Genomic DNA, 20,981 nt, shown 5'->3' with positions numbered 1-20,981 from the left:
CGGACGGGAGGCCCACCCAGCGTGGGCCGGTCGGCTCGCGCTGGGCGGGCCTCCCGGCCTTCAGTGCTGTGCGTCCGTCAGGATCGCGTCGTGCGGGAGCAGCGCGTGCACGCCCCAGGTGCGGTTCGCGACCTGCGTGATGCGCATGCTCACCGCGACGCTCGCCATCGCGAGCGCCTGGGCGCGGCCGATCCCGTGCAGCCCGGCGATCCAGTCGACCATGTGGTCGAGCGCCGTGGCGGTGGCGACGTTCAGGTCGGCGTCGAAGCCGAAGGTGATGCGACCGGCGGGGGTGTCGGCGTGCACGCCCTCGACCGGGGCGACATCGAGGAGCGTCAGGGTCATCGTCGTCGTCATGCCGCACTCGACCGCCGTGCCGGAGACCTCGCCGTCGCCCTGGGCCGCGTGCCCGTCGCCGACCTGGAGCAGGGCGTCCGGTACCGTGACGGGCAGATACAGGGTCGAGCCGGCGATCAGCTCACGGCAGTCGACGTTGCCGCCGCCGACCGTGCGGGGCGGGATCGTCGAGTGCTCGCCGGTGGCCTCGGGCGGGACCCCGACGACGCCGAGGAACGGTGCCGTCCGGACCCCGAGGCCGAGCTGGTTCACGGCGATGCCAGCGGCGGCATCGATGTCCCAGAGCAGCGGGCCGCGCGACGCCGGGTCGGTCAGGCCGAGCGCGCGGTTGACGGGGGAGTCGACCCCGCCCGAGGCCGTGTACCCCCAGTCGTCGGGGACCAGCTCGTCGAAGCGCACGGCCAGGACCATCCCCGGACGTGCTCCTGCGACGGCGATCGGCCCGACCAGGCAGTGCCCCCGGCGCGGGTCGATCAGGGTCGGGGCGTCGAGGCCCGGGCCCGGCTGGCGTTCCGTGTAGCCCGCGGCGCTGAGGGTACGGACGGTCACCGTGTCGCCCGGTTCCACGGTCAGGACCGGCTGGCGTTCGGCGGTGAAGACGTCGACGGCGGAGTCGACCGTGGCGTCGAGGCGGTGGCTGGTCACCGCTCGATCATCCCAGGTGGTGCTGGCGCGGGGCGGGGCGTTCCGGGCGTCCCTGGTCGGATCGGGCGTACCTGGTCGGGGGTTCTGACCAGGTACGCCCGGTTCCACCGGTCATCGCGGGTGTTCTGGGAAGGAACGTCCTCAGTGGAACTGGGGGATCGTGAGCCAGATGCCCGCCAGCACGGCGGCGATGCACAGCGCGAAGCACAGCACGGCACCGGCCAGTGCCGCCGGCGGGGTGTGCCCGGAGCGGGGGCTCTCGTCGGAGTACTGCGTGCGCTCGCCGCCGGCGTCGTCCGGCTGCCCGGTGCCGAGCAGCCGCAGGCCGAGCGTGTACACGAGCACCAGGCCCACGGCGGCCACGAAGCCGACGCCGGCGACCGTGCCGATCGCGGTGAAGTCGATGTCCATCGTCGTTCCCCTCAGTTCGCTGCGCCGGTGGGCTGCGGCTCGGGCTGCTCGGTCGGCCCGGCTGCGTCGGCGGTGATGTCCTCGTGCGAGACCGGCTTGCGCTTCGCCAGCACGTAGAAGGTGAGCCCAGCAGCCAGGGCGAGGACCGCGACGAGCACCAGCCCGAACGCCGAGGTCGACGCGAGCCAGGTCGCGAGGGCTCCGACCACCGCGGCGGCGGGCAGCGTGATGACCCAGGCCGCGACGATGCGTCCGACGACCGACCAGTGCACGTCGGCGAGCTTCTTGCCGAGACCCGACCCGACGACCGCGCCGCTCGTCACGTGGGTCGTCGAGAGCGCGAAGCCCAGGTGCGAGGAGATGAGGATCGTCGCGGCGGAACTCGTCTCGGCGGCGAAGCCCTGCGGCGACTGCACGTCGGAGATCTTCTTGCCGACGGTCTGCATGATGCGCCAGCCGCCCATGTAGGTTCCGAGACCGATCGCGAGTCCGCAGGCCAGGATCACCCAGAGCGCCGGACCGGTGCCCGCGGCCTGGTAGTTCGCGGCGATGAGCGTCAGCGTGATGACGCCCATCGTCTTCTGCGCGTCGTTCGTGCCGTGCGCGAGCGACACCAGCGACGCCGAGATCGTCTGCCCGTGCCGGAAGCCGGTCGCCGCACCGTGGGTCGTCGCGTTCTTCGTGAGCACGTAGGCCAGGTAGGTCGCGACCAGGGCGATCACCGCGGCGATGAGCGGCGAGAGGAGCGCTGGCAGCACGACCTTCGACACCACCGTCGCCCAGCTGATCGAGTTGAGCCCGGCGCCGATGATCGATGCACCGATGAGGCCGCCGAACAGCGCGTGCGTGGAGGACGACGGCAGCCCGACGTACCAGGTCGCCAGGTTCCAGAGCACCGCGCCGACCAGCCCCGCGAAGATCATCGTGGGGGAGATGTGGATGCCGTCCTGCCCCTCGCGGATGATCCCCTGCGAGACGGTCTTGGCGACCTCGGTGGACAGGAACGCGCCGACCACGTTGAGCACGGCGGAGATGATCACCGCCGTCCGGGGCTTGAGCGCGCCCGTGGCGACCGAGGTGGCCATGGCGTTCGCGGTGTCGTGGAACCCGTTCGTGAAGTCGAACACGAGGGCCACGACGATCACGAGCGTGACGATGACGATGACGTCCATGCGCAGGACGCTAGGCCACACCTCGAACCCCCTGCGTGAACGCCGGGTGAACAGGTCCGGGATGGAGCGCGTCTGCGAGGATGGCAGTGTCTGAAAGGATGCGAGTGTGCCCACCTTCTCCGCCGCTCGCGGCGACGCCTCGTTCACCGACGCGCACGGCGTCGAGATCGTCTACTCGACCTGGCGTGCGGCGCGGCCGAAGGGGATCGTGCAGATCGCCCACGGCGTCGGCGAGCACGGGCTCCGCTACGAGCCGCTCGCGCAGGACCTGGTGCGCGCCGGCTACACCGTGCACGCGAACGACCACCGCGGGCACGGTCGCACGGGCCTTGCCCAGTGGGACGGCGACCACGCCAAGCTCGGCAGGCTCGGCCCCGGCGGGCTGCGCGCGGCGATCGCCGCAGTGGAGCAGATGAGCGCGGTCGCGCGGGCCGACGAACCCGGGCTGCCGCTCGTGCTGCTCGGGCACTCGTGGGGGTCGCTCATGGCACAGCGGATCGTGAACACCTCGTCGGACCGCTACGACGGCGTCGTCCTGTCCGCGAGCGCCTACCGGCTGCCCGGCTGGATGAACAGCGGCGACCTCAACGCCCGGCACGCGGGGTCCGGGCCCACCAAGTACGAGTGGCTCACCCGCGACCGGAAGATCATCGACGCGATGGCGGTCGACCCCCTGGCGGTCGAGGCCGACGTCATCGGGCTGTTCGGGCTCGCCGACACCCTCCGGCTGCTCGGCGTGCCGCGGCGGGGGATCCCGCACGACCTCCCGATGCTGTTGCAGGTCGGCTCCGACGACACCCTCGGGGGTCCGCGCTCGATCGAGCGTCTGGCGCAGGCGTACCGCCGACGCGGCCGACTGTCCGACGTGACCGTGCAGGTGTACGAGGGCGCGCGCCACGAGGTGTACAACGAGACGAACCGCGCCGAGGTCATCGGCGACCTGGTCGCATGGCTCGACCGGGTGACCGCGCGCTGACGCAGCCGAGGAATGCGCCTGACGTCGAGCAGGCAGGGGCATCGAGTCCAGAAGAGAAGGTCTCATGAGCGAAGTCGTTGTCAGACGCCTTGACGAGGCGTCGCTCGCTTCGATCGAAGCCCGCGAACCGCCGACCCGGAACTACGTCCGGAGCGCTTACACCGAACAGGTGCGGGGCGCGCTGTCGGTGCTCGTCGCCTGGGTCGACGGGGTTCCGGTCGGCTCTGGCGAGGTGACAGCGGGACCCCGACCCGAGCTCCGCAACCTGCGAGTCGATGCTCGGTACCGGGGTCAGGGTGTCGGGACAGCGATCATCGCGGCAAGCGAGGCCGCAGCGGAGGACCGAGGAGTACTCCGCATCGGAGTCGCCGTCGACAACCCCTCTGCCCGCCGGCTCTACGAGCGCTTGGGGTACGTCGCGACCGGAGAGGTCGAGGAGTACGAGTACACCTACGTTGATGATGACGATCGCGAGGTGTCCGAACGCGAATCGTCGGAGTACCTCGAGAAGCTGCTGCGCTGACGGCGCTCGCCGGGTCCTGCGACGCGACCGGCGACGGACTGGAGGCCCGTGGCGGCGCCGCCACGCGCCTCCAGGCCGTCACCGGGTCGGCTCACTGCCGGGCCGTCGGCCGTCCGGAATAGGGTTGCGGCATGCACGGTGAGTACAAGGTCCCCGGAGGCAAGCTGGTCGTCGTCGACCTCGAGGCCGTCGACGGCACGATCCAGCAGTTCCGCCTGGCGGGTGACTTCTTCCTGGAACCCGACGACGCGCTGCCGCTCATCGACGCGGCCGTGAACGGGCTCCCCGTCACCACCGACGCCGCGGGCATCGCCGCAGCCGTGCGGGCCGCACTGCCGACCGACGCCGTGCTGCTCGGCTTCACGCCCGAGTCCGTCGGTGTCGCGGTGCGCCGTGCGCTCTCGCGGGCCTCGACCTGGCGCGACCACGACTGGCAGATCGTGCACGAGGGGCCGATCAGCCCGAACGAGCACCTCGCGCTCGACCAGGTGCTCACGGAAGAGGTCGGCGCCGGACGCCGTGGCCCGACCCTGCGCATCTGGGAGTGGGACCAGCCGGCCGTCGTGATCGGGTCGTTCCAGTCGCTGAAGAACGAGGTCGACCCGGCCGGCGCCGAGAAGTACGGCGTGCAGGTGGTCCGACGCATCTCCGGCGGCGGCGCGATGTTCATGGACGCCGGTGCGGTCATCTCGTACTCGCTCTACGTGCCGTCCGACCTGGTGCAGGGCATGACCTTCGCCGACTCGTACGCGTTCCTCGACGAATGGGTGATCGAGGCGCTCAAGTCGCTCGGCATCGAGGCGTACTACCAGCCCCTCAACGACATCACCTCGACCAAGGGCAAGATCGGCGGGGCCGCTCAGAAGCGTCTCGGCACCGGGTCGTTGCTGCACCACGCCACCATGAGCTACGACATGGACGGCGAGAAGATGGTGCAGGTGCTGCGGATCGGGCGCGAGAAGATGAGCGACAAGGGCACCACCAGTGCCGCCAAGCGCGTCGACCCGCTGCGGTCACAGACCGGGCTGTCCCGCGCCGAGATCATCGAACGGTTGATCGGCACCTTCACCCGGCTGTACGGGGCGACCGAGGGACACGTGACCGAGGCCGAGCGCGAGCGGGCGCAGGAACTGGTGCGGACGAAGTTCGCGACGAAGGAGTGGCTCGAGCGGGTGCCGTGAGCCTCAGCGCTCGTCGTCCTCGTCGTCGGACCGCAGTGTGAGGTCGACTCGGCCGTCGACCGGTCCCGGGCGGAAGCTGTGGCGGGCGAGCGGGGCGTAGGCCACCCATCGGCCGGCGCCGGCGGAGCCTGCGTCGTCGTCCTCGTCCGCATCGCCAGCCTCGTCGTCATCCGCTTCGTCATCCGCCTCGTCGTCGTCCGCGTCGTGGTCGTCCGCTTCGCCTCGGACGCCGAGCAGCTTCCGGGTGAGTGCCGACCGTTCGGTCAGGAGCGAGTCGAGCGCTGCGACCAGGTCGCCGTCCTCCGGTTCGGCTCCGCGCAGGGCCGCGCCGAGGACGCTCCGACGCATGAGCTCCTTCGCGAACGAGCCGGTCGTCCCCTCGGCGCGCTCGGCGGCACCGGCCAGGGCCTCGTCCGAGAACGGCAGCGCGCCGGCGTACCGACGGAACAGCCGCCGTCGCTCGGGCAGACCCGGCAGGGGGATCTCCACGGCGAGGTCGACACGTCCGGGCCGGTCGGCCAGGGCACGTTCGAGGACGGACACGCGGTTGGTGGTCATGACGAAGGCGACGTCGGCATCCCCGTCCAGGCCGTCGAGCGCGTCGAGCACCTCGAACAAGAGCGGTTGCGGCGACGCGTGCCGTTCCATCGCGACCAGGTCGATGTCCTCGAGCACGACGATCGACGGTTGGAAGGTCCGCGCGATCTCCGCCGCCGCCCCGATCGCCGCGATGCTCGAACCGGTGAGCAGGACCGCCGTCACGCCCTCGGTCCGGGTGAGCAGGTGTCGGATCGTCAGGGTCTTGCCGGTACCGGGCGGGCCGTACAGCAGGACACCACGCTTGAGGTGCTGCCCGGCAGCGAGGAGCGCCTCGCGCTGGTCGCCGATCCCGACGACGTGGTCGACCACCTCGTCCAGGACGCCGTCGGCCAGCACGACGTCGTCGGCGGCGATGTCGGGGCGCCGCAGGAACGTCGCGCCGGCGTCGGCGCCGTACTCGGAACGCACGAACGACAGGACCTGGCCGCGGAGGACACTGCGCTCGATCATGAGTGCGCGGAGGCGCCGCAGGAACGCCGCGGCGGCGTCCTGGTCGGCCGCGATGACCTCGAGGGTCGCACGTGCCCGGCCGTACTCCGGGTTGGCCGCACGCTGGACGACCGCCACGGGTGATCCGTCGAAGACGAGCATGCGGAGGCCCAGGGACACCACTCGGCGCGTGGTGTCCGGGCCGGTGGCGCGGTCGGTGTAGCTGACCGGCCCCGGTGCCCACTGCATGTGCTGGTTCGCGAGGAACTCGCTGACGGAGCTGTGGAACCGGGAGTCGTCGCCCGCGATGCCGATCAGCGCATCCGGGCGCGCGCCGGTGAGGGCTTCGAGCGCGATGTCCGCGTCGACCAGGCGGTGGTCGGGGAGTTCCTCGGTGACCACCGGGATCGACTGCGGATCGACACCCAGGTGGTCGCGGACCCGTTCGCCGATCGGCGTCAGGACCGCACGTTGCTCAGTCCCCGCGAGTTCGTTCGCGTGGTCGATGTAACGGGCGAACGCCCGCATGAGGTCCCGGTCTGCGTCGTCGAGCACGGCGTCATCATGGCACGCCGATGTGTCCGGTGACGCGGCGGCCGGAGCTGAGGGGGGACGTCCCGGCCGCCGCTGCCTCGAGTGTGCGCCTCGATCTCATGAACCAGACGTGTGGATGATGGGAATCCCCCGCGCGGCTGATCCGCTCGTCGCCCGGCCCACGTAGCGTCGCTGCCGTGAACTGGTTGATCTTCATGGGGGCGGTGGCCGCTGTGGCCGTCGTGGTGTGGATCGCCGATCGCTTGGGGTGGATCGACCTGTCGAACAAATCTCAGCGGAGCGGCGGATCCGGAGGCATGGTCGGGATGCTGGACGAGGTGTTCGCACCGACCCGGCACGAGACGCAAGCCGAGTACGAACGGCAGGCGCGCCTGCCGAAACAGGCACCGTCACCGGCGGACGATGACCACGACCTGCTCAGCGGCAACGTGCTCATCCGGGTGCCGACGGTGCGGAGCGCCGGGCGACACGAGGCACGCGCGGGGACGCACGACCGGTCGTACTGAGCTTCTGCGCGTCGTGCTGCTCGCTCAGCGGGTCGTGAGCTCCTGGTAGTCCGGGTGCCGCTCGATCCACGCGTGCACGTAGCTGCACTGCGCGACGACACGTCGCGACGACCCGGAACGCACGTCGTCGAGCGCGTGCTGCACCAGGATCGACGCGTGCCCGCCGCCGCGGTGCTCGGGATCGACCTCGGTGTGCACGAAGCGGATCTCGTCCCCGTCGATCTCGTACGCCGCGAAGCCGATGACCTCGCCGTCCTCGACCAGGGAGTACTGCTGCTTGTCGGTGTCGTTGCGGACCTCGGGTGCTGCTGCCATGCAGTCGACCGTACGCCGCGGCCTGGGCGTGCGCTCTGTGCTGGAGGCCTGCGCCGCGCGCCGCGTGCCTGCTCGGTGCGCGACAATGGGTCCGTGCGCAGGGGAGACGACCGAGGCCCGGACCGCGTCGTCCTCGGCGACGCCCTCGATGTGGTCCCCGCGTACCCGGACGGCTCCTTCACGCTGGTGTACCTCGACCCGCCGTTCAACACCGGCCGGTACCAGCGCCGGCACGCGACGTCCGCGGTGCCGAAGGCCGACGGCCCCGTGATGGGGTTCCACGGCCGGACCTACGAGCGGGTGCGCGGCGACCTGATGCGCTTCGACGACCGGTTCGAGGACTACTGGTCGTTCCTCGAACCCCGCCTCATCGAGGCCTGGCGCCTGCTCGCCGCCGACGGCACGCTGTACCTGCACCTCGACTACCGCGAGTCGCATTACGCCAAGGTGCTGCTCGACGCGCTCTTCGGCCGCGAATCGTTCCTGAACGAGATCGTCTGGGCCTACGACTTCGGCGCCAAGTCCAAGACCCGGTGGCCCACGAAGCACGACACGATCCTGGTCTACGTGAAGGACCCGGCACGGTACTGGTTCGACTCCGAGGCCGTCGACCGCGAGCCGTACATGGCACCGGGGCTCGTCACCCCTGAGAAGCGCGAGCGCGGCAAGCTCCCCACCGACGTCTGGTGGCACACGATCGTCTCGCCGACGGGCCGTGAGAAGACCGGCTACCCGACGCAGAAGCCCGAGGGGGTGCTGCGGCGGATCGTGCAGGCGTCCTCACGCGAGGGCGACTGGGTCCTCGACTTCTTCGCAGGCAGCGGGACCACGGGTGCGGTGGCACAGGCGCTCGGGCGGCGGTACGTGCTGGTGGACGACAACCCGTCGGCGATCGACGTGATGCGGAAGCGGTTGCCGGGGGCCTCGTTCGAGGTGGCGGCCGGGGCGGGGTCGGCGGCGGGGGACGCGGCGCCGGCGGTCTGAAGCGATGGAGTCGCTCTCGCGCGGCCGCGACGGGTGCACCCGCGCAGATGCGACGAGGTCGCTGTCGTGCGACAGCGACCTCGTCGTGCGGCATCAGCGGGCGGGTGCCCGCGCCGACTACTCGGCCGAGTGCCGCCCGTGTGCGTGCACGTCGTCAGTGTCCGGCCGGGAGGCCCGGCTCGCTTCCGCCGCATCGGCTGCGGCCCCGGGGGCGTCCGGCTCCACGGCCGTCGCCGCGTGCGCAGCCCGGGTCCGGATGGCACCGGTCGTCGTCGGGGGCTCGTCCACCGGCGCAGCCGCTGAGTGCGCACCGTGCGTCGTGGCGTTCGGCAGCGGCGCGCGGGTGTCGTCCGCACCGTCGGGTGCTCCGGCTGCTCCGGGCGCCCGAGCGGACCGGGGCTGCGGTGTCACGTCCGGTGAGGTCGGCACGTCGCGCGAGGACGCACCCGGCACCGTCGGCTCCGGCCCGGCGCCCGGAGCAGCAGCCGCGGCGTCGGCGGTCCGTGCCGCGTCGGCCTGCTCCTGCAACGCCGAGGTCTTGCGGAGCGGCGGCACCCGGAAGAACCACGTCAGCACGAACGCGAGCAGGATCACCGCGAGTCCGACGTAGTACACGCGGACGGCCGAGTCGCTGAACCCGACCAGGAACGGACGGCTGAGACGGGGGTCGGCCCCGTTCAGGAACGACGTGTCGCTCGTCGCCGAGTCGGTGGAGGAGTTCGCGGCCGAGTCGCCGCTCTTGAGCTGCTTGACGAGCGTCGGCGCGACCTGGTCGACGACGTTCTCCCGCTGCGCCCGGTCGGAGTAGTCGATCTGCAGCTTCCCGTCGACGACCGAGGCGTTCGCCTTCGTGGCGGCGGTCTCGAGCGCCTGCTGCTCGGCGGCGGGCTTCGCGTCGTCGACCTGCTGGGCGATGATCGTGTCCGCGGCGGCTGCGGGGACGGTGCCCGCGGCGACCTGCCGCTGCACGGCTGCGGTCACCTGCTTCGTCACGGCGGCGTCGGCTGCCTGCTTCGCCTGCGCGGTGCCCTGGTCGAGGCCGTCCTGCACGTTCTGCTGCACCGGGTCGACGATCTTCGTCCAGATCTCGTCCATCACGCCCTGGTTCTTCGAGGCGTTCGCGACCGAGGGGGTCATCGCGGCGTTGAGCGCGCTCTTCAGGTCCGACTCGTTCTGCATGGCGGCGCTGATGTTGGTCGGCATCAGGGTGAACAGCACGGAGAGCAGGACGGCGGTGCCCATGGTGCCGCCGATCTGGCGGAAGAACGTCGCGGCGCTCGTGGCGACACCGATGTCCCGGGGGGAGACCGAGTTCTGCGCGGCGAGGGTCAGCGTCTGCATGAGCTGCCCGAGCCCGAGGCCGATCAGGAACATGCCGAGCATCAGGAACCAGAGCGGCCGGTCGGCGGTCAGGAACGTCAGGACGGTGAAGCCGACGGCCGTGAACGCGGTGCCGGTGACGGGGAACACCTGGTAGTTGCCGGTCTTCGAGATGATCTGGCCGGAGGCGATCGACGAGATCATCAGTCCGAGCACCATCGGCAGCATCGCGAACCCGGACTCGGTCGGGGTCACGCCCTTCACGATCTGCAGGTAGAGCGGGATCGTCAGCATCGCGCCGAACATGCCGAAGCCGACCAGCACCGACAGGATCGCGGACATCGAGAAGACCCGTGACCCGAACAGCTTCATCGGCAGAATCGCGTCGTCGCCCATGGCCCGCTCGACGATGATGAACGCGATCAGGCCGAGGGCTCCGATGGCGTAGCAGGCGAACGCGGCGGGGGAGTCCCAGCCCCACTCGCGGCCCTGCTCGGCGATGAGCAGGAGCGGCACGAGGGTGACGATGACGAGCGTCGCGCCCCACCAGTCGATGCGCGGCTTGCCGCGGTTGCCGAACTTCGGCAGGTGCAGGAACGTCAGCACCATGAACAGCGCGATGACGCCGATCGGCACGTTGATCAGGAAGACCCAGCGCCAGCCGGCGATGAACAGCAGCTGGTCGGCGCCGGCGAAGACACCACCGACGAGCGGCCCGATGACCGACGAGATGCCGAAGACCGCCAGGAAGTAGCCCTGGTACTTCGCCCGCTCGCGTGGGGCGAGCATGTCGCCCATGATCGCCAGCGGCAGGGACATCAGGCCACCGGCACCCAGGCCCTGCAGCGCGCGGAACCCGGCGAGCATGAGCATCGAGTCGGAGAACGACGCGGCGAACGAGCCGACGATGAAGATGCCGATCGCGGTGATGAAGAGCGGCCGGCGACCGAAGATGTCGGAGAGCTTGCCGTAGATCGGGGTCGTCACCGTCGAGGCGATGAGGTACCCGGTGGTGACCCAGGCCTGCTGGTCGAGGCCGTGCAGGTCGTCACCGATGGTGCGGATCGCGGTGCCGACGATGGTCTGGTCGAGGGCGCCGAGGAACATTCCGGCCATCAGGCCGTAGATCACCAACAGGATCTGTCGGTGCGTCATCACGACGTTGGACGCCGTGGTGGGGGCCGCGGGTGCGGTCGCCGTCTGGGTCATGAGCAGGGTCTCCCGGGTACCGATGCGCTGGCAGAACGATTTTTGCGCTGCCTGCAAAGTTACAACTGCCGCAAGTGCTCGGTCACACCGAGACCGCTTCCTGAGTGGATCGGCAGTCACGGTACGCCCGGTTCACCCCTGCGGCGCACGGCCTGGAGGCCCGGTTCGGTTCCGGCGGTCGGGCTGCGGGAACCGAGTCCCGCAGCCCGACCGACGAGGGCGTCAGGCGCCCAGTGCCGCGTCGACGATCTCCTTGGCTTCGCGCTGCACCTGCTCGAGGTGCTCCTGCCCGACGAAGCTCTCGGCGTAGATCTTGTAGACGTCCTCGGTGCCCGACGGCCGCGCGGCGAACCAGGCCTTGTCGGTGACGACCTTCACGCCGCCGACGGCAGCGTCGTTGCCCGGGGCCTTCGACAGCTTCGCGGTGATCGGGTCCCCGGCCAGGGTGTCCGCGGTGATGGCGTCGCCGTCGAGCTTGCCGAGGCGGGCCTTCTGCTCCTTCGAGGCCGCGGCGTCGACGCGCTGGTAGACCGGGGCGCCGAAGCGTTCGGTCAGCTCGGCGTAGAGCTGCGACGGGGTCCTGCCGGTCACGGCGACGATCTCGGACGCCAGGAGCGCCAGGATGATGCCGTCCTTGTCCGTCGTCCACGCGGTGCCGTCGGTGCGCAGGAAGGACGCACCTGCGGACTCTTCGCCGCCGAAGGCCACGGAGCCGTCGATCAGGCCGGGGACGAACCACTTGAAGCCGACCGGGACCTCCCACAGGCGACGGCCCAGGGACTCGGCGACGCGGTCGATGATGCTCGACGACACCAGCGTCTTGCCGATCGCGGCGTCGTCGCGCCACTCGGGTCGGTGCGCGTAGAGGTACTCGATCGCGACCGCGAGGTAGTGGTTCGGGTTCATCAGCCCGCCGTCGGGCGTGACGATGCCGTGCCGGTCGGAGTCGGCGTCGTTGCCGGTGAGCACGTCGAAGTCGTCCTTGCGGGCGAGCACTGAGGCCATCGCCGAGGGGCTCGACGGGTCCATCCGGATCTTGCCGTCCCAGTCGAGGGTCATGAACGCCCACGTGGGGTCGACCTCGGGGTTCACGACGGTCAGGTCGAGGCCGTAGTGGTCGCGGATGGCGTTCCAGTACGGCAGCGAGGCGCCACCGAGCGGGTCGGCGCCGATCTTCACGCCGGCCTGCTTGATCGCCGCGATGTCGATGATGTTCTCGAGGTCGGCCACGTACGTGTTGAGGAAGTCGTAGCGCTCGGGCTCGGCGTCCTCGGTGCGCTGCACCTCGGCGTTGCCGCCCTCGATGATCGCGTTCGCCCGGTTCGCGATCCAGCTCGTGGCGTCGCTGTCCGCGGGGCCACCGTGCGGCGGGTTGTACTTGAAGCCGCCGTCGCGGGGCGGGTTGTGGCTCGGCGTGATGACGATGCCGTCCGCCGTGTCCGGGTTGCCGGCGCGGTTGTAGCGGATGATCGCGTGGCTCAGCGCGGGCGTCGGCACGAAGCCGTCCGCGCTGTCGGCGAGCACGCGGACGCCGTTGGCGGCCAGGACCTGCAGAGCGGTCTGCTCGGCGGGGGCGGAGAGCGCGTGTGTGTCGCGGCCGATGAAGAGCGGGCCGTCGGTGCCCTGCTCGCGGCGGTACTCGACGATCGCCTGCGTGACGGCGGCGATGTGGGTGTCGTTGAAGGCGGTGTCGAGCGACGACCCGCGGTGTCCGGACGTGCCGAACACGACCTTCTGCTCGGGGATCGAGACGTCGGGCACTCGGTCGTGGTAGGCGGCGAGGAGCTCGTCCAGGTCGACGAGGTCGTCTGCGGTCGCTGGGGTGCCGGCGCGGTCGTTCATGCGTCCATCCTGGCATCGGCGGCCCTGACGCGTTCGGGGGAAGTGCGCGGGACTCCGGCGAGGACGCGAGCGAGCGGCCGCCCCACCCGGGTTGAGGGGGGACCCCCGGGGTGGACGACCGCTCGCAGTCTGTGGAGGCAGGTGCCTCAGGCGGTGCGGAACGAACCCGTCGCCGTGCGGAACGAGCCGGTCACGGTGCGCGACGAGGACGTCGCGGTGCCGGGACGGCGGAACTGCGTGTCGACGAAGCGGCCGAGTGCGCGGCCTGTGCCGGTGCCGGTGTAGCTGCCGACGGGGCTGCGGGTCGCGTCGCCGGTGAAGGCGCCGAGCTCGGCGCGGGACTCGAGGCCGGTCACGTAGGCGCCGCCCAGGGGGTTCTGACGGTTCTGCATGGGTGCTCCTCGTCGTCGTGCCGAGGTCCGCGGGTCACCGAGCCGGCGACCGCGACGCCGTCGGCTGGATGACCACCACTCTACCCACTTGTCTTGCATGATGCAAAAGAAGCACGGGTCGGTCAGATCCACCCTCGGTCCCAGGCCGCGGCTGCGGCTGCGACGCGGTTGTCGACGTGCAGCTTCGCGATCGCCGACGACAGGTGGTTGCGGACCGTGCCGTGCGCGAGCGAGAGCTCCCGGGCGATCTGCTTCGTCGCGAGTCCGTCGTGGGTGCAGCGCAGGACGTCGGCCTCGCGCGGCGTGAGCGGGCTCTCGTCCTCGCTGAGCGCAGCCGCCGCGAGACCGGCGTCGATGTACCGCTCGCCCGCCGCCACGTCGCGGATGATCTCGGCCAGCCGGGCGGCCGGCGTGGACTTCGGGACGAAGCCGCGGACCCCGGCGGACAGGGCACGTCGGAGGGTTCCCGGCCGCGCGTGGCGGGTGACGATCACCGTGGGCATCGTGTCCGACAGTGCACGAGCGGCCTCGATGCCGTCGAGGACGGGCATCTCGAGGTCGAGCAGGACGACGTCCGGCAGGTGTCTCCGGGCTGCGGCCACCGCTGCGGCACCGTCGGGGACGTCGGCGACGACCTCGAGGTCGGGTTCCAGGCCGAGCAGGGCGACGAGTGCGCCGCGGATGAGCTCCTCGTCATCGGCGATCACGATCCTGATCACGTGGACACCACCGCTCGTGCGGGGGCCGGGATGCGGACCACCAGGGTGAAGCGGTCCGCACGCCGGTCGACGTGGACCGTCCCACCGTGTGGCGTGACGCGCTGCCGGAGCCCGTCGATGCCCGTCCCCGTCCCGGTCCCGGTCCCCGTGCCCGGCCGTTCGGACGACCGCGGCGCGTCGTTCGCCACCGTGAGTGCCCAGGCGTCGCCGTCGCGCAGCAGCTCGATCGACGCGGTGCTGGCGTGGCTGTGCCGGATGGTGTTCGTCGCGGCCTCGCGGATCGCGACGGCGAACAGGGCGCCGACCGCGTCGGGCATGCCGGCGGTCTCGAGCCGCACGCGGCAGTCGACCCCCGCCGACCGCAGTACAGCTGCGGCGTTCCGGGCCTCGACCGCCACCGTCACGGTGCGGTAACCGCCGACGAGCGCCCGGGTGTCGTCGAGCGCTTCCCGCGCCACGGTCCGGATGTCGGACAGCTCACCCCGGGCACGCTCGGGGTCGGCGTCGAGCAGCCGTTCGGCGAGCTCGCTCTTCAGCGCGATGACCTGCAGGTGGTGGCCCTGGATGTCGTGCAGGTCAGTGGCGAAGCGGAGTCGTTCCTCGGCGACGGCGAGGTCGGAGGCGGTGCGACGTGCGGCTTCGAGCCGGAGCACGACACGGTGGATCCAGACGACGCTGAGCGGCATCAGGGCGAAGAGCGCGAGTGTCCCGACCAGGACGAGTTCGGCGGGCTCGGCGCGGGCGTCGGCTGCCCCGACCAGCAGGACGACGGTGCCGGCGAGCACGGTGACCCGGGCCCACCCCCGCAGCAGGCAGCCGACCGTGCCGCCCGCGATCGCCAGGGTGAACGACCACGCGGAGCCGGTCGCCGACGGGACGAGCGAGACCACCCACGTGGCGACCGCGAGCACCAGCAGGGCGAGCACGGCCGGGTGGCGCGCCGACGCCGCACCGGCGGGACGGAGCAGCAGCGGGATCGATGCGAGCGCCGCCACCGTCGCGGCGACGGTGAACACGACGAGCACGGGGGTCCGCGCCGTCGGCAAACCGTCGGTGCCGATCAGGACCTGCGCGCCGCCGCCCACCAGCACCACGAGCCACAGCGACGCGACCGAGGACCAGCGGACGACCCGGACGTCGGCGTCGGCGCGGGGCCGCTCCTGCCCGGGTTGCGTCACGCGCCCAGGGTAGCGAGGGTCGCGTCGGTGTCCCTGGCGATCCGTTCCGACAGCGTGTGGTGCAGGTAGTGGTCGCCGACCAGTCCGATGACCCGGCCGTGTTCCACGCTCGCGGCCTGACGTTCGTGCAGCCGGACCCAGTTCGGCACGTCGTCGTCGTTGGTCCGCACGAACAACAGCACCGGCAGGTCGGTGGGGAACCGCGAGTCCTCGACGGACCGGAAGTTCTCCGGCGCGTGCCGCATCTCGTCGATGATCGTCGGGGCAGCACCGTTCTTCGCCGAGAGCAGCTGCATCTGGCGCTTCGTCCCGTCGTCGTAGGCGTCGCCGTACGTGTCCGACGACGCTCCGCCGAGTGCGCGCAGCAGGCCGAGCCGATCGAGGGCGACGATCGTGCCGGTCGGGATCGGCTCGTCCCAGCTCGACTGCCGCGGCACACTGCTGTCGATGCCGACGAAGGCGGTCACCTCGTCGCGGTACCGCTCCGTGTAGGGCAGGGCGTAGATGCCCGCGACCGAGTGGCCCATCAGCACGTACCGGTCGACGTGCAGGTGCTGCAGGGCCTCGTGGACCTCGCGGGTGATGTTCGCCGCGGTCCGCGGGACGTCGGTCTGGTCGCTCAGCCCGGTGCCGAAGGGTTCGACGGCGACGACCCGGTGCGAGCGGGCGAGCTGGTCGATGAGCGGCCCGAAGTCGAGCCCGGGGGCGGCGGTGCCGAGCCCCGGCAGGAGCACGATCGTCCCCGTGTCGGACGTGGTGCCGGCGCCGCGGACGACGACGTTCATCTGCTTGCCGTCGACGGGCACGCGCTCGCCGTAGTCGTCGATCTCGGATGCCTCGACGTGGGTCGCGACGACGTTGACGACCGTCGTCGTCGCCAGGGCGAGGACCGGGACCGCCACCAGTGCGCCGAGGGTGATCAGGGTGATGCGCAGGGACTTCCGCACGGAGCTCGTCTCGATCGGGCCGCGCGGGGTCAGCACGGCGGGTCCGATCAGTCAAACGGCGCGGGGCGCGGAGCGGATGTGCCCCGGTGTCACGATCGACCGTGACGGATGTCACGGTCGAACGTGACACGGTCCGCTCAGGCGAGCAGCTCGCAGAAGTTCCGGCCCTCGGCCGTCCAGCTCTGCCGCGCGACCAGTCCGGCTTCGGCTGCGTGCCGGTGCAGGGCGTCGAGCCCGACCTCGGCCCACGGGAACCCGGCGCTCTCGTTGCCGTCGGCGTCGACCACCCGGGCGGTGTACACACGGTCGGCCGTGACCTCGGGGTTCGTCTCGACGATGACCCGGCCGCCGGTGCGCACGATCGCACGGCAACGCGCGAGCAGGGCCGTGGGGTCGCCGCCGATGCCGATGTTGCCGTCGATCACGAGCGCGGTGTCCCAGTGGCCCTCGTCGGGTACGGCATCGAACACGGAGCCCTGCAGGGCCGTGCCGCCGGAGCGCTGCGCGATGGCGACGGCCTCGGCGGAGACGTCCACGCCGAGCGCTGGGATGCCCCGGGACCGTGCGGCGACGAGCATCCGGCCCGGACCGCAGCCGATGTCGATGACCCCGCCGTCGACGTCGTCGAGCAGCGAGCGGTCGACGCGGTCGGCGGCGGCGCTCCAGCGGCCGACGTCCATCGTGGTCACGGCATCGGGACGGTCGGCGTCGGTGAGGCGCAGGTGGCCGTCGGTGCGCAGGGCACGGGCGTACGGTTCGCCGCCGCCGGCACCGAACGAGACGGGTGCGTGCATGGTCATCGGGTGCTCCCCACGGTCTCGGCACGGAGTGCCCGGGTGAAGTCGGAGTCGGGTGCGAGGTCGGCGACCCGCTCGGCGTCCGGCATGGTGTCGACGTCGAGCAGCTCGCCGAGCACGCCCACGTCGAGGCCGGCGTCGGTCAGTCGTGCCAGCTGCACGGCTCCAGTGTCGTCGCGCGACATCGGCACGCCGCGCAGCAGGTCGCCGGTGGGCTGTCGCAGGTACAGCGACCAGAAGCCGCCGTCCTCGGCCGGGCCGAACCAGGCATCGCGGGCAGCATCGTCGAACACGGGCGCGAGGTCCGCGGTGGACACCTGCGGGGTGTCCATGCCGACGAGCAGCAGCGGGCCGTCGACGGCGTCGAAGAGGAACCCGAGGCGCTCGTCCAGACCGCCACCGGGCTGGTGCAGCACCTCGAAGCCGTCGGCCGACGCCGGCACGACGTCGCCGTCGAAGAACAGGACACGACGCGCCGCGGGCAGGGCCCGGACGGTCGCCAGCGTGTCGCCGAGGCTCGCGGACGCGACACGTGCGGCGCCCTCGGGGGAGAGCGCCGGGGTCAGCCGGGTCTTCACCTTGCCGGGCAGGCACTCCTTCGCCACGACGGCGACGGTCACGTCGGCGCGCGCAGCGTCGGTGCCGTGGGCGGCGGCGGCGGTCACGAGCGGGCCTCCTCGGCCATGGGGGCGGACTCGGCCGCCTGCCGGAGCGGTCCCGGTGCGACGACCCGGACACGGGCCTCCCGGCGGTACGCACGGAGCAGGCGGGACATGTCCCGCACCGCGTTGACGGTGCCGCGGAGCGTGCCGGTCACCTTGCTGTCGCCTATGCGCTGCGCGTACCCGATGTCGGACTCGTCGACGCGCCAGCCGGCCGCGTGGGCGGCCAGGACCATCTCGAGCGGGTAGCCGCTGCGACGGTCGCGCAGGTCGAGGGAGACGAGGTCCTCGCGGCGCATCACGCGCATCGGGCCGAGGTCGCGCAGGCGGTAACCGGTCGCGCGGTGCATGAGGACGGCGAGGACGCGGTTCGCGAAGCGTGCGTGCGGAGCCCACGCACCGCGGCCCGTCGGGACGCGGCGGCCGAGTGCCAGGTCGACGCGGCCGCTGGCCACGCGGTCGACCAGGGGAGGGAGATCGGCGGGGTCCATCGAGGCGTCGGCGTCGCAGAACGCGACGAAGTCGGCGGTCGCCGCGGCGACCCCGGCGGCGCACGCCGAGCCGAAGCCCTTGACGGGTTCGGTCACGACGAGGGCGCCGTGGGCGCGGGCGACGTCGGCCGATCCGTCGGTCGATCCGTTGTCGACGACGATGGCCCGGTAGCCCGTGGGGAGCCGTGCGATGACCTTCGGCAGGGCGTCCGCCTCGTCGAGGCACGGCAGGATCACGTCGACAGTCATGTCCGTCATTCGGTGCGGTCGGTCGGATCGACGGGTCTGTCCTGGCATGTCCTCGACACAACACGACGATGCGCCGCGGGGTACAGGAAACTGCCGGGTCCTGGTCGTTCCGCGCGTTCGGTGCCGGCCGGGTCCCCAGTACGGGGGACAGGGTGCGTTCGTGTCGCGGGTGCGGGTGCCAGAAGACGCCGTCGTGTCGTCGAGACGCCGCCGAATGCGGCGGCGTCTCGCGCGCCAGGGGGCGTGTTGCCGACACGACGGCGTCCTGCGTGGCCGTGGTGGTGGGGACTGCGGACGGGAGGCGCGGGGCGGGGCCGCCACGGGCTTCCCGTCCGACGGCTGGTCGCGCTCTCAGGCGCCGCTCGCGGCGCGCGACCCGCTCGCGTGTTCCGGCTAGCGGACGGCGCTGCGGAGCGGAGCCGTCGCGAACTCGCGCATGCCTGCTTCGAAGTCCACCTCGGCGTGCCAGCCGAGCTCGGCGGCGATGCGTGCCGAACTCGCCGTGACGTGGCGGACGTCGCCCAGTCGGTACTCGCCGGTGACGACCGGCTGCGGGCCGTCGGGTCCGGCGATCGCCGAGGCCATGTCGCCGATGGTGTGCACGGTGCCCGAGCCGACGTTGTACGCGCGGAAGGTGTCCGACGGCAGGTCGGCGGTCACCGCGATCGAGGCGGCGTTCGCGCCGGCGACGTCGTCGACGTGCACGAAGTCGCGTCGCTGGGCGCCGTCCTCGAAGACCCGGGGGGCCTCGCCTCGGGCAAGTGCCGAGCGGAACAGGGACGCGACACCGGCGTAGGGGGTGTTCGCTGGCATGCCCGGTCCGTAGACGTTGTGGTACCGGAGCGCGATCGCGCGGCCGCCCGTGGCACGCGCCCAGCTCGAGGCGAGGTGCTCCTGCGCGACCTTCGTCTGCGCGTACACGTTGCGGGGGTCGAGCGCGGCGGACTCGTCGATCAGGCCGGGCAGCAGGGGCTGAGCGTCGGGCCCGATCGGGTCGAAGCGGCCGGCGTCGAGGTCCTCGCGGCGGCGGGCCGGCGGACGGGTGGGTTCGCCGGACGCGGTGGTGTACGCACCCTCGCCGTAGACGACCATCGAGCTGGCGACGACGAGCCGGCCGATGTCGTGCCGGTCCATGCCGGCGAGGACGTGGGCGGTGCCGGCGTCGTTCGACGAGACGTAGTCGGGGGCGTCCTGGAAGTCCACGCCGAGGCCCACCTTGGCGGCCTGGTGGCACACGACGTCGATGCCGTCGAGGGAGGCGTCGAGGGCGACCCGGTCACGGACGTCGCCGTGCACGAACGCGATGCCCTGCTGCTGGTGGGCGCGGATGACCTCGGCGGGGTCGCCGTGCACGTCGTCGCGCAGGGAGTCGAGGACGCGGACCTCGTGGCCGTCGGCCAGGGCACGACGGACGATCGCGGAGCCGATGAAGCCCGCGCCGCCGGTGACGAGGAGGCGGCTCATGCGGTCGCGCCCGTGGTGGCGGTGGCAGCGGGCTGGGCCTGCGTGGGTGTCGCACCCGTGGGCTGGGTCTGCATGATGCTGGCGCTCGCGCTGGTGGGGACGAGTTCGCGCGGGGTGAAGTCGTCGGGGATCGCGGCGACGATCTGGCCGATGGCGCGGACGATGACCTCGTTGGCGCGAGCGAGGCGTTCCATGACGAGGGCGTGGGTGACGACGGCGCCGGCGTCGTCGACGCCGGGGCCGCTGGCTGCGGCTGCGGCGTCGGCTGCAGCTGCCGCGTCGGCTGCGGCTTCGTCCTCGGTCGGGGCCAGGCCGGCGTCGGCGTCGGTCACGAACGACAGGTTCACCGTCGCGATGCCCAGTTCCGCGGCGAGCGGCACCTCGGGCGTCATCGTCATGTTGATGGTGTGGCCGCCGGCCTGGCGGAGCCAGACGGACTCGGCGCGGGTGGAGAACCGGGGACCCTGGATGACGACGCACGTGCCGGTCGGGCGGAACGGCACGTCGAGTCCGGCGACGGCGTCGATCGCCGCACGGCGGAGCGTCGGGTCGAACGGGTCCGCGAAGGACAGGTGCTGCACGTCGTCCTCGAAGAACGTGTCGGCGCGGCCCCAGGTGCGGTCGATGAGCTGGTCGGTCACGACGAAGGTGCCCGGGGCGTAGTCGGGGTGCAGGCCGCCGACGGCGCTCGAGGACACGATCGCGCGGACGCCGAGCGAGCGGAGCGCCCAGACGTTCGCACGGTGGTTGATGCGGTGCGGGGCGACGGAGTGCTCACGGCCGTGGCGGGTCAGGAACGCGACCCGTCGTCCGGACATCGTGCCGATGCTGATCGGGCTCGAGGTCGGGCCGAACGGGGTCGGGACGTCGAGCTCGTCGGCGGTGCCCTCCTCGAACAGCTGGTAGAGGCCGGAGCCTCCGATGACACCGATCGTCACGGCTTCGTCGTTCTCCACAGGTCCTCCGGTTGGTCGTCGGCGCGGGCTGCGCGCTGGATACGCTACTGACGGCGCCACCGGGCGAACCGGGAGCGGCGCCACCTACCCCTGTTCGGAGG

21 protein-coding genes are annotated in these 20,981 nt (G+C 71.7%); 5 read left to right on the top strand and 16 right to left on the bottom strand.

The genetic code is table 11. The features are described 5' to 3' along the window. Positions 1-60 precede the first annotated feature (60 nt). The 3 genes from ASF75_RS04930 to ASF75_RS04920 form a co-directional block, all read right to left on the bottom strand. Positions 61-1,002: an acetamidase/formamidase family protein gene (locus ASF75_RS04930; protein WP_056069270.1), complete on the bottom strand. Its 942-nt coding sequence runs from the start codon at positions 1,000-1,002 to the stop codon at positions 61-63. 141 nt (positions 1,003-1,143) lie between these two features. After that, entirely contained in the window at positions 1,144-1,413 is a 270-nt protein-coding gene (locus ASF75_RS04925) for a hypothetical protein (protein ID WP_017886192.1), read from the bottom strand. 11 nt (positions 1,414-1,424) lie between these two features. Next, a complete protein-coding gene (locus tag ASF75_RS04920) occupies positions 1,425-2,585 on the bottom strand; it encodes an inorganic phosphate transporter (RefSeq protein ID WP_056069266.1) in 1,161 nt (386 codons plus the stop codon). Positions 2,586-2,691: 106 nt separating this feature from the next. On the opposite strand from ASF75_RS04920, the gene ASF75_RS04915 reads away from it, so the two are divergent. The 3 genes from ASF75_RS04915 (at position 2,692) to ASF75_RS04905 (ending at position 5,265) form a co-directional block, all read left to right on the top strand. After that, entirely contained in the window at positions 2,692-3,561 is an 870-nt protein-coding gene (locus tag ASF75_RS04915) for an alpha/beta hydrolase (protein ID WP_052481680.1), read from the top strand. A gap of 64 nt (positions 3,562-3,625) precedes the next feature. Next, on the top strand, positions 3,626-4,084 hold the full coding sequence (locus ASF75_RS04910; protein WP_056069263.1) for a GNAT family N-acetyltransferase: 459 nt from the start codon (positions 3,626-3,628) through the stop codon (positions 4,082-4,084). Positions 4,085-4,215: 131 nt separating this feature from the next. Next, entirely contained in the window at positions 4,216-5,265 is a 1,050-nt protein-coding gene (locus ASF75_RS04905; RefSeq protein ID WP_042537820.1) for a biotin/lipoate A/B protein ligase family protein, read from the top strand. 3 nt (positions 5,266-5,268) lie between these two features. Here the strand turns inward: ASF75_RS04905 and ASF75_RS04900 are convergent, their stop codons facing one another. Then, positions 5,269-6,849 carry an AAA family ATPase gene (locus tag ASF75_RS04900; protein WP_056069260.1) on the bottom strand — a complete coding sequence of 527 codons (1,581 nt, stop codon included), beginning with the start codon at positions 6,847-6,849 and terminating at the stop codon, positions 5,269-5,271. Between the two features lie 176 nt (positions 6,850-7,025). Between ASF75_RS04900 and ASF75_RS04895 the strand changes: the two genes are divergently transcribed. After that, the gene (locus ASF75_RS04895; RefSeq protein ID WP_017886186.1) at positions 7,026-7,355 is read left to right on the top strand and encodes a hypothetical protein; all 330 of its coding nucleotides are present in this window, start codon (positions 7,026-7,028) and stop codon (positions 7,353-7,355) included. 24 nt (positions 7,356-7,379) lie between these two features. On the opposite strand, the gene ASF75_RS04890 is transcribed toward ASF75_RS04895, so the two are convergent. Beyond that, on the bottom strand, positions 7,380-7,670 hold the full coding sequence (locus tag ASF75_RS04890) for a GNAT family N-acetyltransferase (RefSeq protein WP_017886185.1): 291 nt from the start codon (positions 7,668-7,670) through the stop codon (positions 7,380-7,382). Positions 7,671-7,763: 93 nt separating this feature from the next. Between ASF75_RS04890 and ASF75_RS04885 the strand changes: the two genes are divergently transcribed. Continuing rightward, entirely contained in the window at positions 7,764-8,654 is an 891-nt protein-coding gene (locus tag ASF75_RS04885) for a DNA-methyltransferase (protein ID WP_140448358.1), read from the top strand. Between the two features lie 117 nt (positions 8,655-8,771). Here ASF75_RS04885 and ASF75_RS04880 read toward each other — a convergent pair whose 3' ends face one another. The 11 genes from ASF75_RS04880 to ASF75_RS04830 all read right to left on the bottom strand — a co-directional run bounded on the left by ASF75_RS04880 (position 8,772) and on the right by ASF75_RS04830 (position 20,880). Beyond that, positions 8,772-11,183, bottom strand: coding sequence for an MDR family MFS transporter (locus ASF75_RS04880; protein ID WP_056069254.1), 2,412 nt, complete (start codon positions 11,181-11,183; stop codon positions 8,772-8,774). A 222-nt stretch (positions 11,184-11,405) separates the two neighbouring features. Next, a complete protein-coding gene (pgm, locus tag ASF75_RS04875) occupies positions 11,406-13,025 on the bottom strand; it encodes a phosphoglucomutase (alpha-D-glucose-1,6-bisphosphate-dependent) (protein ID WP_056069252.1) in 1,620 nt (539 codons plus the stop codon). A gap of 146 nt (positions 13,026-13,171) precedes the next feature. Further along, positions 13,172-13,417 carry a hypothetical protein gene (locus ASF75_RS04870; protein ID WP_017886181.1) on the bottom strand — a complete coding sequence of 82 codons (246 nt, stop codon included), beginning with the start codon at positions 13,415-13,417 and terminating at the stop codon, positions 13,172-13,174. A gap of 122 nt (positions 13,418-13,539) precedes the next feature. Further along, positions 13,540-14,136, bottom strand: a complete 597-nt coding sequence (locus tag ASF75_RS04865; RefSeq protein ID WP_042537815.1) for a response regulator transcription factor — start codon at positions 14,134-14,136, stop codon at positions 13,540-13,542. Further along, positions 14,133-15,314, bottom strand: coding sequence for a sensor histidine kinase (locus ASF75_RS04860; protein WP_056069249.1), 1,182 nt, complete (start codon positions 15,312-15,314; stop codon positions 14,133-14,135). Before ASF75_RS04860 ends, ASF75_RS04865 begins: the two co-directional genes overlap by 4 nt. Next, positions 15,311-16,297, bottom strand: a complete 987-nt coding sequence (locus ASF75_RS04855) for an alpha/beta hydrolase (RefSeq protein ID WP_056069246.1) — start codon at positions 16,295-16,297, stop codon at positions 15,311-15,313. Before ASF75_RS04855 ends, ASF75_RS04860 begins: the two co-directional genes overlap by 4 nt. A 101-nt stretch (positions 16,298-16,398) precedes the next feature. Further along, entirely contained in the window at positions 16,399-17,061 is a 663-nt protein-coding gene (locus ASF75_RS04850; RefSeq protein WP_017886177.1) for a class I SAM-dependent methyltransferase, read from the bottom strand. Then, positions 17,058-17,723 carry a DUF2064 domain-containing protein gene (locus ASF75_RS04845; RefSeq protein ID WP_082509456.1) on the bottom strand — a complete coding sequence of 222 codons (666 nt, stop codon included), beginning with the start codon at positions 17,721-17,723 and terminating at the stop codon, positions 17,058-17,060. Before ASF75_RS04845 ends, ASF75_RS04850 begins: the two co-directional genes overlap by 4 nt. Continuing rightward, positions 17,720-18,469 (bottom strand): glycosyltransferase family 2 protein, encoded by a 750-nt coding sequence (locus ASF75_RS04840; protein ID WP_056069243.1) that lies wholly within the window; start codon positions 18,467-18,469, stop codon positions 17,720-17,722. Before ASF75_RS04840 ends, ASF75_RS04845 begins: the two co-directional genes overlap by 4 nt. A 384-nt stretch (positions 18,470-18,853) precedes the next feature. Next, positions 18,854-19,924 (bottom strand): NAD-dependent epimerase/dehydratase family protein, encoded by a 1,071-nt coding sequence (locus ASF75_RS04835; protein ID WP_056069240.1) that lies wholly within the window; start codon positions 19,922-19,924, stop codon positions 18,854-18,856. Beyond that, positions 19,921-20,880, bottom strand: a complete 960-nt coding sequence (locus tag ASF75_RS04830) for an MTAP family purine nucleoside phosphorylase (protein WP_056069237.1) — start codon at positions 20,878-20,880, stop codon at positions 19,921-19,923. The genes ASF75_RS04835 and ASF75_RS04830 overlap by 4 nt, the downstream gene beginning before the upstream one ends. Positions 20,881-20,981 lie beyond the last annotated feature (101 nt).

It is taken from the genome of Curtobacterium sp. Leaf154 (genome assembly GCF_001424595.1).
Lineage (GTDB): Bacteria > Actinomycetota > Actinomycetes > Actinomycetales > Microbacteriaceae > Curtobacterium > Curtobacterium poinsettiae.
The sequence above is the reverse complement of the archived record's forward strand: the minus strand, read 5'-3'. Positions and strand labels throughout refer to the sequence as shown.

What these genes read in the sequence shown, in the direction of transcription:
- ASF75_RS04925 (WP_017886192.1), bottom strand. Translation starts at nt 1,413, where the DNA reads ATGGACATCGACTTCACCGCGATCGGCACGGTCGCCGGCGTCGGCTTC.
- ASF75_RS04920 (WP_056069266.1), bottom strand. Translation starts at nt 2,585, where the DNA reads ATGGACGTCATCGTCATCGTCACGCTCGTGATCGTCGTGGCCCTCGTG.
- ASF75_RS04910 (WP_056069263.1), top strand. Translation starts at nt 3,626, where the DNA reads ATGAGCGAAGTCGTTGTCAGACGCCTTGACGAGGCGTCGCTCGCTTCG.
- ASF75_RS04905 (WP_042537820.1), top strand. Translation starts at nt 4,216, where the DNA reads ATGCACGGTGAGTACAAGGTCCCCGGAGGCAAGCTGGTCGTCGTCGAC.
- ASF75_RS04890 (WP_017886185.1), bottom strand. Translation starts at nt 7,670, where the DNA reads ATGGCAGCAGCACCCGAGGTCCGCAACGACACCGACAAGCAGCAGTAC.
- ASF75_RS04880 (WP_056069254.1), bottom strand. Translation starts at nt 11,183, where the DNA reads ATGACCCAGACGGCGACCGCACCCGCGGCCCCCACCACGGCGTCCAAC.
- pgm (WP_056069252.1), bottom strand. Translation starts at nt 13,025, where the DNA reads ATGAACGACCGCGCCGGCACCCCAGCGACCGCAGACGACCTCGTCGAC.
- ASF75_RS04870 (WP_017886181.1), bottom strand. Translation starts at nt 13,417, where the DNA reads ATGCAGAACCGTCAGAACCCCCTGGGCGGCGCCTACGTGACCGGCCTC.
- ASF75_RS04850 (WP_017886177.1), bottom strand. Translation starts at nt 17,061, where the DNA reads ATGACCATGCACGCACCCGTCTCGTTCGGTGCCGGCGGCGGCGAACCG.
- ASF75_RS04840 (WP_056069243.1), bottom strand. Translation starts at nt 18,469, where the DNA reads ATGACGGACATGACTGTCGACGTGATCCTGCCGTGCCTCGACGAGGCG.
- ASF75_RS04835 (WP_056069240.1), bottom strand. Translation starts at nt 19,924, where the DNA reads ATGAGCCGCCTCCTCGTCACCGGCGGCGCGGGCTTCATCGGCTCCGCG.